This is a genomic window from Methanolobus bombayensis (genome assembly GCF_017873415.1).
In the GTDB taxonomy this organism is placed as follows: Archaea; Halobacteriota; Methanosarcinia; order Methanosarcinales; family Methanosarcinaceae; genus Methanolobus; species Methanolobus bombayensis.
Genome location: NZ_JAGGKD010000022.1, coordinates 1 through 13,036, shown reverse-complemented (window position 1 = coordinate 13,036; position 13,036 = coordinate 1). Strand labels below are relative to the sequence as shown.

Sequence of the window (13,036 nt, the reverse complement as noted above, 5' to 3'; positions counted from 1 at the left end):
TATAGAAGCGAAACAAGTTCTTTCGGAACTTGTTCCTTTTTTCTTTTTTACGTACTTTTCTAAACCCCATACTGTAGAGTATGCTCTTTTTCTGAAAATAAAAATAAAAAAGAATGATGTATAGGATTACATCATGAATTTCTTAGGATATCCGATTCCAGTAATCTGAATAACTGTTTCAAGAGGATCGTGTTTCCAGTCTTCAGGGGAATATGTCTTTTGAGTAACGTTGATCTCAGTGTTGTCTTTACTGACACCACATTCTCCCATGTAATCAATAACAAGTTTTTTCCCATGCTCATTTGCATATTCAATTGCTTCACGATACTCATCAAAAGTCTTGCGACCCATTGGTGAAAATACAAGATAGCCTTCTTTAGGATCTGCAACTGAAACCGGCCTTACGATCAATTCCACTCTTTTAATTCCTTTGCCAAAAAGAGCACCTGCAGCATTTCCAACTTCTGCATGGTCTGGGATGATTATTTCAGCATCGATAACATTTTCCATATTTTCCTCATATGCAATAACCGGTCCTCCAAGTAGGACAACAGGGATATCAACCTTAAACCTGGACTTGAATTCTCCGTCTACTATCTTTTTAATTCCATCCCTGTCAATTCCCGGAAGCATATAGGACATCAGGTTGAAAGCCATATTTTTGGCCACAATTTCTTTTACTTTCATGCAGAAATCAAAGCTAGTCATCTTACTCAACCTGCCAAGCTTTTCAGCACCGACTTTTGATGCTTCAGCGTCCCATGAATTATATTCTCCGAGGACATGCAAAGCATCGGTTGGAGTAAAACCAACAGCCTGAATGAGTCGTTTCTGAATCAGGGAATCAATGATTATTGTGGAAGGATACCTTTTTGATAATAATGAGATCTCATCAAGGCTCATGGGCTCATCACCAATTGCATTGAGAACCTCTGCTTCCGATTCATCCAGTCCCATAGGTTTGAATCCCGACCTCATGAAGAACTTTGTAGGCTGGACATTCCTGTCAAGAACACTCCGAAGAGGTACCGGGCTTTTCTTTAGTTTACTTAAAAATGAAGGGAATTTTGATGATGCAAGACACAGAGGAATAACCCTTCTTGGTCCGATATGTATTTTCGTTGAACGTGTCCATACATGACTATCTCCACCCATTGCGGATGTTTCCATTCTAGTGGCACGAACCCTTGTTTTCCAGCCACCTACAATTGCACCTGTATCTGACAATTCAGGGATTCCATCGTTAATTGACGAAACATCAGTACTTGTACCTCCAACATCAACTACAGCACATGTATCAAGGCCTGAAAGGAAAGATGCCCCTACAAGACTGGCTGCTGGTCCGGAAAATATGGTTTCAACAGGTTTGTCCAGTGCATCCTTTAGACCTACAACGGTACCATCACATTTCAGCATCAGAAGTCTGGCATCGATATTCTTTCTTTTAATTTCATCCATCACAGAACGGACAAATTTGTGAGCAATGGGAATCAACTGAGCATTCAAAGCTGCAGTAACTGCTCTTTCATATGCGCCGAGATCCTGGGATAATTCATGACCACAAACTACGGGTAGACCTGTCATTTCGTGTATTGTATCAGTTATCGCAATCTCATGCTCTGGGTTACGGATGCTGAAAAATGAAGAAACGGCAAAAGCAGCGACATCATCTTTTACTTTATCAGTAAAATTCCTTATCGCCTCCATATCAAGTTCCTCAAGTTCACTACCGTTAAAATCATGTCCTCCGGGAGTGGAAAGCACATGTTTTGCCGGAAAATCACCTTTTACCGGATGTTCACCTACAAGAATAAGTGCCACAGGACACCCGGTTCCTTCAAGAACAGTATTCGTCGCAAGTGTAGTAGAAACAGAAACAAGGTTTACATGTTCAAGATAATCCGGTTCAAGTGATTCGATTGCATTTCTTATCCCATCAACAAGATCCGGATAAGTGGTAAGAGCTTTAGATGAGCTTATCACGGAACCGTCTGAATCCTTTACAAGAATAGCATCTGTATACGTACCACCGGCATCAATTCCTAGACTATAGTGCATAATTTATCTCCTGTTTTAGAATGCAAAAGAATCAAAGGTGAACTCCTCCTCCCTGCCAGCCTTCGGCTGTCGAGGAAGGAGCTTCCTACGAGTGTAAGTCTCATTTCGTTATCATTCTGTTGGGAATGATTCCGATCAACAAACCTGTTTGTCGTAGATTCGATATGCATCCTGACGTTCTTTCAAACCAAAATTATAAATAAGCCTACATTTCTCTGATAAATCCCATAGAACAGATTCCTGTTCAGGAGTAGACTGTATTTTAATTGGTAATGTCAATTGCATAAAAAATACCTGATTTATATTATGATTCAAGATTATTTAATTGTTAGTGTTTGATACTGTTTTTTGATTGGTTTATGACGCTTTCATCCCCTGCCTGTCGCTACGTTCTGAGGAAGGGGACGTCTCGCTTTTGAGTTAAATTTCAAAAGACGGGCAAATAGTGCAAATAACCTTTGACCAATAAAAGATGCACTCAGGTTATATTAAAAATTTATGTTAACGCCGAATACAGAAAACGAAAGCAATGTACAGAAAATTGCTTTGAATTTACTAAAAAAAGAATGGTGACATAACCATAGTGTGACTATGGTATGTCGCTTTTAAAAATTTATGCGTAGTAGTCGTCTCTTGCCTGGACCATTGCCTTGAGGTTTGAAACTGGTGTGTCAGGTGCAATACCACAGCCTGGTGCAAGTACATCGATTCCGTCCTCAAGAGCCTTTGTTGCTGCTTCCTTGACAGCTGCTTCGTCGCCTGCAAGAAGTACGAAAGGACTGGATACGTTACCGCAGATAGTGACCTTGTCTCCTACCTTTGCCTTTGCGCCTGCGAGGTCCTTTACCTTCTCTTCAATACTGATGGATTCGAAGTGGCAGTCTGCCATCATTTCGAGGATTGGGGATACGTCACCACAAACGTGGAGAATCATTGGGCCGTTTACACCATCAGCAAACTTCTGAAGGACTGGCTTGAGTGTCTTGTCGAATGTGTCAGGAGCCATAAGGTCAGGTGATGCTACTGGGTCTGGTACACTTACTACATCTGCGCCTGCTTCAAGAAGTGCGTTTGCGTATGCAATACATGCATCACATGCGAAGTCGAGGATTGTCTGGAAGTCTTCTGGCTTTTTGATGGACCATTTCATGAACTTCTTTACACTTGCAAGGTCGGATGCGAGGGTTACAGGACCTTCCATACCTGCGATGATAGGTACTTCGTCTCCTACTTTCTCTCTCATGATCTTCATTGCTTCCATTACTGCAGGAATTCTGCCTGTTCCAAGGAGATCATCTGGCATTGCAAGGTTATCAACACCCTTTGGATATGGGTGACCTGTGACTGAAGGCTGTCTGTTCTTTGTACCCATGTTGATTTCACAGCCCATTGCTTCTGCAAGTACTGTAAGACAGTATGGAGCTCTTACTCCTTCAAGACCACATGCTTCGTATGATGCGACTGCGAGGTCTGCCATCTTCTGTGCATCGCTGTGTGCCTCTGGCCATGCTGCACCAGTCTGGTCCATGAGCTCAACAATTGCAGTCTGTGTTACGGACAGAACTGGCACTTTGTCGACTTCTTCACCTTTTAATGCTTTGAGTAATCTTTCTTTCATGTTCATAATGAATCCTTCTCTGTTGAGTAGATTTTAGTCACCCTGATTTGAGTTACATCAGATATAAAACTATTGGATTAAAGCATGGGAGGAGCAAAAATCACAAAAACAGAATTAATAACCATGAACAAATTTGAAATATATGAAAAAAAGTAAAAATAAAGGTGAGTTTTAATAAAGAAAAAAGAATATTGGGAACCTACTAACTAAATGTCAAATAAAGGACACCCTTTTTATTTCTTTTCATCACTCCAGATGGCTATTATCTTATCAATAGCAATATGTGTGTATTTCTCGTCATCCTTGATGGTCAGCACTCCGTCTGCGCATGCTTCTACAACTCCATAGAACCTGTCAGGTCCACCACAATAAATGTCGATCTTTTTTTGCAGATAGTGTTCAACTATAAAAGATTGCATTTTATCCTCCCGGCCGAGATCAATCATCCTCTGCCACTTAAAATTTGTTTTGTATTTATATTAAGATTATCTATGTGGATAGCCTTATACATAAAAGCAATTTAACTCCAGAATCTCTTATTTTTGGCATAGTTTCTCTCAGCCACAAGTATATCCCGGTAGAATGCCTCCTCATCATGTCGCATTTTCTGTATTACTCTGGTTGCCATCTCCGGTCCGACACCTCTGCTTGCAAGTGCAATAACTGCTTTTTTCCCATGTGTCATAACAATATTGGCATTCCTGTAAACCCTGCGGATGCGCTTGATATCATCCTTTGCAGAAATCTTATCCTGCTTTCTCACAAGTTTAATCTCTTCATCTTCCCATGGTTTTAATGCAGCCACCAGCCCTGAATCGCAAACAGGACAGATTATCTCATCAGGGACATTTTTCACCTGCCTTCTTGAAGTCCATTTCTTGCAATGCACACAGAAAAGGATTACTCTGTCATTCATTATCCGTTCCTTCAAAGCCATAACAATAGATCTGTCCGCCTTCTCTGGAGCCACCAGATCTCGCTTCATGGAAAAACCTGAACTACCGATTGGTGTTGATCTGCTCACCACAAGACGGATCTCACCCTCAGTAAGCCTTGTAAGTATATCGGTAACTCTTTTAACATCCAGCATATCATGAAATATTTCGCGAATAACCTCATCATACATTGCAGTGTCATGATAGATCTCAAGCAGTTTCTTCATGCTGATCCTGTCATAATCAATATCCTTGCTCAGAGCACCGAACTTTCTGGCAACATGCACCATCTTCCACTTCATTAGTGAAGTGTTCTTCAAGGTCATCTCTATAATGGGTTCAATATGCTCCGGCTGTATATCCTGCAAAAGGGTTTCTATTTCCCTGGCTCTGATCCTGCGTGGTAATGTCATCTTTATCCTGTAAGGATCGATCTCTTGGGCCACGCTGCTTCCATATCTTGCAGCAAGTAAAGATGTCAGTACTTTTGCAAGTGTCTCGTTGGCATTATGTCCAAGACATGTGTTTATCAGGACAGCATCCCCGTCATTTTCAATAACGAACATATTACTGTCAGGAAGTGGATAACCACCTTCTACATGATCTCTGATTATGGAAAGAAGCTCTGTCAGACTTTCAGGACCAACAGGGTAAAATGCAGCTAGTTCGGAGGCAATTTCATTATCCTCTTTTTCATCATGGATCATGCCTGCAATTAAAGAGCGTATGTTTGCAACTCCCTGAGCCACTTCAAAAGGAACAGGAATTTCTTCCCCTGTCCAGCTTGGTATTTCTCCAATTCCCCTTACAGGTTCCACTTTTATTCTGTTGCGGTCACCTATCATTTCAATGACACGCCACATATCTCCTTTTGTAATAAAAACTGCACCAGGTGTGGCAAAATTAATAACAAAAGCCTCATCAAGCACGCCGACAGGTCTGCCGGTGACAATATCAAATATCTCGTATTTCTTCTCATCCGGAATCATGGAGAGATTATCATAATAATATTGCCAGCTCTTTCTTCTGCGGCTGATATTATCGGATCCCTCTTCCTGCCAGACCATTCGATAATCTTTTATCTGGGCTATTACTTTCCTGAGAACCTCAATTCTAAGATTTCTGAAAGGATAAGCTCGTTTCAGGATGCTGTATATTTTCTCAATACCAATATCCCCGAAATCAAGAACAATTCCTGCAAGCTGGTTTGCCACAACATCAAGTGAGTTCATATGAGGAGAAATTGACTCAACTTTTCCTTCGTTTGCAAGTTTGCATATTGCCATGCTCTCAGCCACATCATCGGCATCCATGGCAATGATGGTACCTCTGGAAACTTCATGTATCCTGTGTCCTGCACGTCCTACACGCTGCAAGAGCCTTGAAACCTGTCTCGGTGAACCATATTGTACAACGTGGTCAACGTTACCGATATCAATTCCCAGCTCCATAGATGAAGTACAAATGAGTCCCCGGAGGTCTCCATTCTTGAATGACTCCTCTGCTTCGATACGTGAATCCACGGACAGAGAACCGTGATGAACTCCAATTGGCAGCTCCAGCATATTGAATCCGGCTGCAAGTGCTTCGGCACTCTGTCTTGTATTCACGAAAACAAGCGTGGATACATTGTCCATGACAATGTCCCGTACACAACGTATGTGTGCTGCAAAGTTAACATCGCATGCAAGCTTTTTTGATAGGTCTATGTCATCATCTGTAACCTGTGGACAAACTACACTGAAATCAAGAAGTTTGAGCAGGGAAACTGATACAATAGACACTTCTCTTTCAGAACCAGCAAGGAACTTTGCAACCTTTTCAGGATTACCTACCGTGGCTGAAAGCCCGATTCTCTGGAATTCTCCTGATAGTTCCACAAGTCTTTCAAGGCCAACTGAGAGTTGGGTTCCTCTCTTAGAGGATGCCATCTCATGTATCTCATCAACGACAACATGAGTAACATATGAAAGATTCTTTCTAAGGCGTGAACCTGTAAACATCGCCTGTAAGGTTTCCGGAGTTGTGATCAGAAAGTCAGGAGGTTTACGTGATTGTTTCTGCCTTTCATACTGGGAAGTATCTCCATGCCTGACCTGCACATCAATACCAAGTTCTTTTCCCCACCACTGGATACGTGAGAGCATATCACGGTTCAGCGCTCTCAGGGGTGTGATGTAAAGAGCTGATATTCCGACTCTTTGCTCCTGAGTTTTAGCCAGAATGGCATGAAATATGGGAAGAACAGCTGATTCGGTCTTGCCAGAACCTGTTGGAGCAATGAGGAATGTATGATCGCCTTTCAGAATATATGGGAATACCTTTTCCTGAGGTTCGGTTGGAGCTTTAAATCCCTGTTTTTCCAGAGCGTCCTGTATTCTGGGATCAAATGAATCAAATATGTTTCCAAAACTCATTTTTTGCTCCTTTTTTGTTCCTCTTTCTTTGCACCTTTGCGTTTTTTCTTTGGTCTAACCTTGCTTTCCTCAAGTTTTCTTATGTTCTTCAGTTTTCCCAGTTGGGTTCCATCAAGTAGGTATGCCTGGGCATTATCGATATCAACACCTCTTGATGAGAATAATGGTCCCAGCAGGTCATCATGCAATGATTCATTAAAAGCCACGCCACCACAGAGTTCATTGAATGAAGGTACGATTATCAGTTCAGGGTCACTCCAATTTTCCTTGTCTTTTTCAAGTTCAAGGCTGCTGAAATGTTCCTGAAGCACAGAGAGATTCAAGCGTGTCCTTATCCAGCTTTGTTCTACCATGGCATAACCCAGTGAATCTGTAAGACGGATTGTTGGATGGTTGTGGGCGGTGATAATGTACTCAGCCTTAAGCATTTTTGGATCAGGCCACGTATGTCCGTGAAAGTATCCGACACCATCGATAACCGATCCCCTCACGGGATGTACGGTTATATTTTTCCTCTCCGGCAGCAGGTACTCGATACCACCATCGTGGTTCCCGGGGAATATTTCCACATCTGCATGGTCGGAAAGCACAGAAAGGAAATACGGAATTTCATCTCTCTCCTGCCATGAGATCTGTGGAACGTTATGTTTCACATCTCCAAGCAGGATTATTCTATCAGGTGAGCACTGCTTTATGTAACCCATAATTCTTTCCAGACCGTATTTCATGCGGCTTGGGATGGAAAACCCACTTCTGTAAAGGTCCCATTCTATTCCCAGATGGATATCGGCAACCACCAGTGACTTTGTTTTGTTGCATACCACAAGGGCAGGTTCATCAATTAGAGGATCAATTTGAATTGTCATTGTAACGGTTTTTGTTCTCAAATCAGCTGTTTTCTTTTTCAGAAAAGCTGTCTATTTTCTCTGACATCTCAAGGACAACATTTTTCAGTTCATCAATATCATTCTCAAGCTCAAGGATCTTATTATACATCGGACTTCTGTCATCTTTTATTGCCTGCTCCTGAGAAAAACGCTGCTTGCTTGGGAATACATAAACATATGTCAGCCACATTCCCATAAATGCAACTATGAAAAGTGCTGCAAGGAACAGGAGGTAATGAGGAAATAGCGTCCTCATGAAACTGTCACCTGAATTGTAATATTGAAGCCTGGTGATCATAAGAAAATTCAGCAGGGAAAAAAGGAACATAGTTTCACCTACTATTATCAGCAGTCCTCCAATTCTGGTTGACATCTTTCGCTGCTTTGGTATTATCTTTTCAAATATGGAACTCATTAAAGATAATATGACATTTATCTATTATTATATTATGCAGCTTGCGAGACTATCGTTTTGATGTTTTTAATATTCCAAAGTTTCCACTATTTCTATACTACTTTCAGGGCTCTATTCCAAGTATGTTCAAAAGTTCAAGGGCTTCAGCTTTTCGGCGAAGTGTTCCGGATTTAGCCATGTAATGTATGGTTTCCTTGTTTTCCTCATAGAGAATTCGAAGCTGGTCCTTGTACTCTTCGGAGAACTCATCATCTTTCTTCATGTTATCACCTTTATTCCTTCAAAACCATCAAAGGATTCCCCACACCCATCACAGTGATTATGGTTTGTAGAGGGGCATGGGTCCAGTCCGGTGGTGAAGCAGTCTTACTTGTGACATTGATCTCGGTTTCCTTTCGGCTCACACCACATCTTTCGACATAATTCAGGACAATATCCTTTCCAACTTCAATCGCATGTTCAACTGCTTCCGAATACGTGATAACTCCATGTCTTCCCAGGGGGGAGAAAACATAGAAGTTCCTGTCGAGTTCGTCCGGAGACTGGGCCCTTATAAGCATTTCAACTTTCTTCACACCTTTACCCACGAGTGCACCGATGGCGTTACCAACCTCGGCATATTCTGGCACTATGACCTCACCACCGATTATTGATGTAAAATCCTGGGTATAACTTTTGACAGGTCCTCCCAGAAGTACTGTGGGTACGCTCATTCTGTAACCTGCCGGATATTCACCGCTGACTCCGTCCTGAATTACTTCTTTCGGATGGTGCGGATAAACAAATGACATAAGTCCGTAACCCATATTCTGAGCCAGCATTTTTCTTACAAGTGAGCAGAATTCGAATTTACCCATCTGGCTGAACTTTGAAAGGTAGAATGCACCGAGGTCAGATGCATGCGAGTTCCACTGGTTGTATACTTTGAGCACATGAAGCGCATCTGTTGGTGTGAATCCGATTGCCTGAACAAGCCTTTTCTGAATCAGTGAATCCAACAGCTTGTTTGAAGGTGGCACATTTGAAGTGTCTGAAAGGTCATTGATGGATACCGGCTCATAGTTAATGTAACTGAGAAGCTCCGCTTCCTCCTCGTTGATTCCTTTTGCAGGATAATCAGTTCTGACAAAGAACTTGGTTGGCTGATAATGCCTGTCCATCATCTGGCGTGAAAGTATCCTGTTTCTTTTCAGGCTTCTGATAAAATCAGGATATTTTTCTGCAGCAATACATAGCGGGATTACTCTTCTCGGACCAATGTTCACTTTCTTGTCCTTAACCCAGATGTGGCTGTCACCACCATTGGCAAATGTTTCCATTTTCATGGCTCTTACTCTGGTTTTCCATCCACCGACCACGGAACCTGATTCACTTATCTCTGGAAGTCCTTCTCTGAGCATTGCAACATCGGTGCTTGTACCGCCAACATCTATTACGGCACAGGTATCTTCCTTTGCAAGATAGGATGCACCAAGAAGACTCGCAGCAGGTCCTGAGAATATAGTTTCTACCGGTTTTTCCAATGCGTCTTCTATATTGTATACCGAACCATCGCCCTTGAGCATGAGGATCCTTGCGTGAATTCCTCTTTTTTGCAGATCCAGGGCAACGGAGTTGACGAATTTGTATGTTATGGGTATGAGTTGTGCATTTAGTACAGCAGTTACACTTCTTTCATATGCACCGAGTGCCTGTGTCAGTTCATGACCACAAACAACCGGTAGTCCGGTTTCGCGTGTAAGGAACTCTTTGACACGTAGTTCATGTTCGGGATTGCGGGTGCTGAAAATTGCAGATACTGCGTAGGCTGAGACACTGTCCATTGTGCTGCGGGCAAAGTGTACCAGTTTTGAAAGGTCAAGTTCAAATTCTTCACTGCCTCTGGGGTCGTGTCCACCTCCTATTTCTATCATATGTTCTGTGGGATATGGTTCATCATGTGGATGTTCTCCCACAACCACAAGTCCCACTGGCGTTCCGGTTCCTTCGAGAAGTGAGTTGGTTGAAAGTGTTGTTGATACTGATACAAGGTTTACCTGTTTGAGATATTCTGGGTCAAGGTTGTCAAGCACGTCTTTTATTCCATGTTCCAGCTCAGGATATGTGGTGAAGGATTTGTGGGAATCGACTATCCTCCCGTCACTTCCTCTCAGTATTACAGCATCTGTGTAGGTTCCACCTGCATCTATTCCAAGTCCGTAGTGCATTTTTTACCTCCTTATTCTGTTCTGTCAACGAACCACTGTTCGTGGATAAGTTTCAATGCCAGTGCCTCAGTATCGGAATTTAGCTGGAATACGTTCTGCATGAGTGGAAGTCTGGAATAGAGCTCTTCGGAGTAGATCATGCGCTTCTTCCATCTGGCTTTTCTTACATGTTTTATGCCGGTAGATACATTTTTGAACTCGTATTGGCCCTTTATTTTTCCCACTGCAAAGGAGCCGCGTTCTTTAAGGGGCATTATCACCATGTCGCCGATCTCAACTTCATTCATGAACCGGAGTACATCGTCGTACCAGTTCATTAGCCGGGAACTTTCGATGGTCATGAGCCGGTCGACTATTATTTTTTTGAAGTGCTCCTGACGCTCGAATTCATCGAAGTCTTTCATCAGCTCGTCAAGATTCTTCATTTTGGTTGTGAAATCAATAACCTTTTTGTTGAGGCGTACGATCTTATGGAAGCCTTCCTTTGAATCAAGGTTCTTTCCGAGATTCTTGAACTCCCGTCCCATTTCCCCACGGAAATCCCTGTCAAATTCCTGATAGATCTCTTTCAGAGTCTCTTCTTTTTTGTGTTCCCTGAATGACGTGCTGAATTCCTGCAATTCACCACCGAGTTCTTCCATTAGATGAATGTCTATGTCAAATGTGGCATAGCCTTCATCTATGCATATTCTGCTCTTGTCCCCTGATGGATCCACACTCATATACCAGATTGTTTTGCCTTTTACGCTCATGGCGGTATCCCCCATTTCAGGCTTCCTGACCTGTCATCCGTGAGGACCATTTGTCAGGCATTTTTATGTGTCGTCTGAAACTGATGCTTTTTTCTTTATAATTTTGAATTAGTCAGATATTGATATATACTTTAGCGTCATTGGAATACACAAAAACTTAATTTTGTACATCTGGCTAACTATTATCTACATTATTACACAGTGAAGTTAAAGAAGTGAAAAAAACATGATGCATCCACAGCAAACATGTAAGGTCGACCCTAAGAAACTGGACCAGATCGAGGAAAGCATTCGCAAATTACAGACTGATATGCAATTGTTCTATGAACAGAGCAACCAGCGTTGTTATGAACTTCTCTCTTCTGAGATCAGGAATAATTTTTCCCGCACAATGATAGGAAACATTCAGGAACGCATAGACCAGGACCTTGAAAGCAATATCATTCCATGTTGTGACATGCGTGATTTCTGCAAAGGTGCTTTCACCGAGTTCCTGAATGAAACCGTGCAACTCATAGGAAGGGAAAGGGTTGAGAAAGAAACGATCGATGAATACTGGAAAAAACTTAATGAGATACGCAAACTTGTAAACTATGAAGATTGCGATCTGTGTTTTAAGGAAGTAGCCCGTATTTTCCAGAAACAGATCGATGTCCTGTCATCGCTTAGGATATATGACAAAGAAGGTCTTTTCGCTGAGAACCTGCCTGATGTCAGCATGGAGGATGTTGTTGATGATATATGCGAACCCCTCGCAAACAAGCAGAGACTAACAATCCTAAAGGCTCTTGTTCTTGATTCCAGAAGCTTCACCGATCTTTCAAAACTGACAGGACTCCGGGGCGGAAATCTCCTGTTCCACCTGCAGAAACTTGTAGATAAGGGCATGATCCTCCAGAGAAACGAAAGAGGAGACTACATTGTTACTTCAAAGGGACATTCTGTTTTCAAGGGTATAATGGATATCTATAGTTCGGTTAGTGATAGGGAGAATGAATGTGGTATGATTGGGGAGGTTGTTGAGGATGCAGCTTGAGTTATGTTAGAAATCTTGAGAATAATAAGCTATTTAATTTGAATGCTTATTTTAGAATAAACTTGAAGGTATGGGTAATATTAATCACATAATTTTTATAAAAACATATTATACAAACAGACATAATTACTATTCACTGATTTGTTTTAAATAAAATTAGTACCTAAATGCGCAACAAATTATAACATAAGTAATGCCTGTTCATAGGGTGCGGATTAAATGAAAAAACGGTTACTTGATGTATTATTTGCTTCTGAAAAGAGAACGAATGTACTATTATTTTTGCAGGATGGAGCAAAAGAAATGGCTACTCTTCTTGAGCTATTGGACACAAAGAGAAATTCATTGCTCCCTCAAATGAAGATTCTGGAAGAGCATCACCTTATTATTCACTATAATGACACTTATGAGTTGACAACTATTGGGAAACTTATAGTTGATGATATGATCCCTTTACTGGATAAAACCGATGTTATTGATATTGATGTTGATTACTGGGGAAGCCGGAATCTTGATTTTATTCCCCCTCACCTGTTAGAAAAAATAGGTCACCTTAAGAATTGCGAAATAATAACTCCTCACATTACAGAGTTATTTTCTATGCATAAATCATTTTATGTAGACTATAAGGTATCTCCTCATGTTTATGTGGTTACTACTACACTCTACCCAAATTTTGATTCTATAATTACAGAACTGATTGAGAATAAT

Annotated in this window: 13 protein-coding genes; 2 read left to right on the top strand and 11 right to left on the bottom strand. The window is 41.5% G+C overall.

Annotated elements, in window-relative coordinates:
- Positions 1-126: 126 nt before the first annotated feature.
- The 11 genes from J2746_RS13865 to J2746_RS13815 form a co-directional block, all read right to left on the bottom strand.
- Positions 127-2,058 (bottom strand): hydantoinase/oxoprolinase N-terminal domain-containing protein, encoded by a 1,932-nt coding sequence (locus tag J2746_RS13865; protein ID WP_209622385.1) that lies wholly within the window; start codon positions 2,056-2,058, stop codon positions 127-129.
- Entirely contained in the window at positions 2,043-2,228 is a 186-nt protein-coding gene (locus J2746_RS13860; RefSeq protein ID WP_209622442.1) for a hypothetical protein, read from the bottom strand. The genes J2746_RS13865 and J2746_RS13860 overlap by 16 nt, the downstream gene beginning before the upstream one ends.
- Positions 2,194-2,343, bottom strand: a complete 150-nt coding sequence (locus J2746_RS13855; RefSeq protein WP_245250187.1) for a helix-turn-helix domain-containing protein — start codon at positions 2,341-2,343, stop codon at positions 2,194-2,196. Before J2746_RS13855 ends, J2746_RS13860 begins: the two co-directional genes overlap by 35 nt.
- Positions 2,344-2,671: 328 nt before the next feature.
- Positions 2,672-3,682 (bottom strand): methylcobamide:CoM methyltransferase MtaA, encoded by a 1,011-nt coding sequence (gene mtaA, locus J2746_RS13850; protein WP_209622383.1) that lies wholly within the window; start codon positions 3,680-3,682, stop codon positions 2,672-2,674.
- 227 nt (positions 3,683-3,909) lie between these two features.
- Positions 3,910-4,095: an MM0924 family protein gene (locus J2746_RS13845; RefSeq protein ID WP_209622381.1), complete on the bottom strand. Its 186-nt coding sequence runs from the start codon at positions 4,093-4,095 to the stop codon at positions 3,910-3,912.
- Between the two features lie 101 nt (positions 4,096-4,196).
- The gene (locus J2746_RS13840) at positions 4,197-7,028 is read right to left on the bottom strand and encodes a DEAD/DEAH box helicase (RefSeq protein WP_209622379.1); all 2,832 of its coding nucleotides are present in this window, start codon (positions 7,026-7,028) and stop codon (positions 4,197-4,199) included.
- Complete coding sequence (locus J2746_RS13835; protein ID WP_209622376.1) at positions 7,025-7,894, bottom strand: metallophosphoesterase; 870 nt, start codon at positions 7,892-7,894, stop codon at positions 7,025-7,027. Before J2746_RS13835 ends, J2746_RS13840 begins: the two co-directional genes overlap by 4 nt.
- Positions 7,895-7,916: 22 nt before the next feature.
- Positions 7,917-8,330 carry a hypothetical protein gene (locus J2746_RS13830; protein ID WP_245250186.1) on the bottom strand — a complete coding sequence of 138 codons (414 nt, stop codon included), beginning with the start codon at positions 8,328-8,330 and terminating at the stop codon, positions 7,917-7,919.
- Between the two features lie 103 nt (positions 8,331-8,433).
- Positions 8,434-8,592, bottom strand: a complete 159-nt coding sequence (locus J2746_RS13825) for a hypothetical protein (protein ID WP_209622373.1) — start codon at positions 8,590-8,592, stop codon at positions 8,434-8,436.
- Positions 8,593-8,602: 10 nt separating this feature from the next.
- Positions 8,603-10,537 (bottom strand): hydantoinase/oxoprolinase N-terminal domain-containing protein, encoded by a 1,935-nt coding sequence (locus J2746_RS13820; protein WP_209622371.1) that lies wholly within the window; start codon positions 10,535-10,537, stop codon positions 8,603-8,605.
- Positions 10,538-10,548: 11 nt separating this feature from the next.
- Positions 10,549-11,289, bottom strand: a complete 741-nt coding sequence (locus J2746_RS13815) for a hypothetical protein (RefSeq protein ID WP_209622368.1) — start codon at positions 11,287-11,289, stop codon at positions 10,549-10,551.
- 226 nt (positions 11,290-11,515) lie between these two features.
- Between J2746_RS13815 and J2746_RS13810 the strand changes: the two genes are divergently transcribed.
- Positions 11,516-12,325: a winged helix-turn-helix domain-containing protein gene (locus J2746_RS13810; RefSeq protein WP_209622365.1), complete on the top strand. Its 810-nt coding sequence runs from the start codon at positions 11,516-11,518 to the stop codon at positions 12,323-12,325.
- A gap of 219 nt (positions 12,326-12,544) precedes the next feature.
- Positions 12,545-13,036, top strand: a 492-nt coding sequence (locus J2746_RS13805; protein ID WP_425342657.1) for a helix-turn-helix transcriptional regulator, incomplete at its 3' end; no start/stop codon positions are given.

What these genes read in the sequence shown, in the direction of transcription:
- J2746_RS13835 (WP_209622376.1), bottom strand. Translation starts at nt 7,894, where the DNA reads ATGACAATTCAAATTGATCCTCTAATTGATGAACCTGCCCTTGTGGTA.
- J2746_RS13810 (WP_209622365.1), top strand. Translation starts at nt 11,516, where the DNA reads ATGATGCATCCACAGCAAACATGTAAGGTCGACCCTAAGAAACTGGAC.
- J2746_RS13865 (WP_209622385.1), bottom strand. Translation starts at nt 2,058, where the DNA reads ATGCACTATAGTCTAGGAATTGATGCCGGTGGTACGTATACAGATGCT.
- J2746_RS13820 (WP_209622371.1), bottom strand. Translation starts at nt 10,537, where the DNA reads ATGCACTACGGACTTGGAATAGATGCAGGTGGAACCTACACAGATGCT.
- J2746_RS13855 (WP_245250187.1), bottom strand. Translation starts at nt 2,343, where the DNA reads ATGCAATTGACATTACCAATTAAAATACAGTCTACTCCTGAACAGGAA.
- J2746_RS13860 (WP_209622442.1), bottom strand. Translation starts at nt 2,228, where the DNA reads ATGCATATCGAATCTACGACAAACAGGTTTGTTGATCGGAATCATTCC.
- J2746_RS13840 (WP_209622379.1), bottom strand. Translation starts at nt 7,028, where the DNA reads ATGAGTTTTGGAAACATATTTGATTCATTTGATCCCAGAATACAGGAC.
- J2746_RS13815 (WP_209622368.1), bottom strand. Translation starts at nt 11,289, where the DNA reads ATGAGCGTAAAAGGCAAAACAATCTGGTATATGAGTGTGGATCCATCA.
- J2746_RS13830 (WP_245250186.1), bottom strand. Translation starts at nt 8,330, where the DNA reads ATGAGTTCCATATTTGAAAAGATAATACCAAAGCAGCGAAAGATGTCA.
- J2746_RS13845 (WP_209622381.1), bottom strand. Translation starts at nt 4,095, where the DNA reads ATGCAATCTTTTATAGTTGAACACTATCTGCAAAAAAAGATCGACATT.
- mtaA (WP_209622383.1), bottom strand. Translation starts at nt 3,682, where the DNA reads ATGAACATGAAAGAAAGATTACTCAAAGCATTAAAAGGTGAAGAAGTC.
- J2746_RS13825 (WP_209622373.1), bottom strand. Translation starts at nt 8,592, where the DNA reads ATGAAGAAAGATGATGAGTTCTCCGAAGAGTACAAGGACCAGCTTCGA.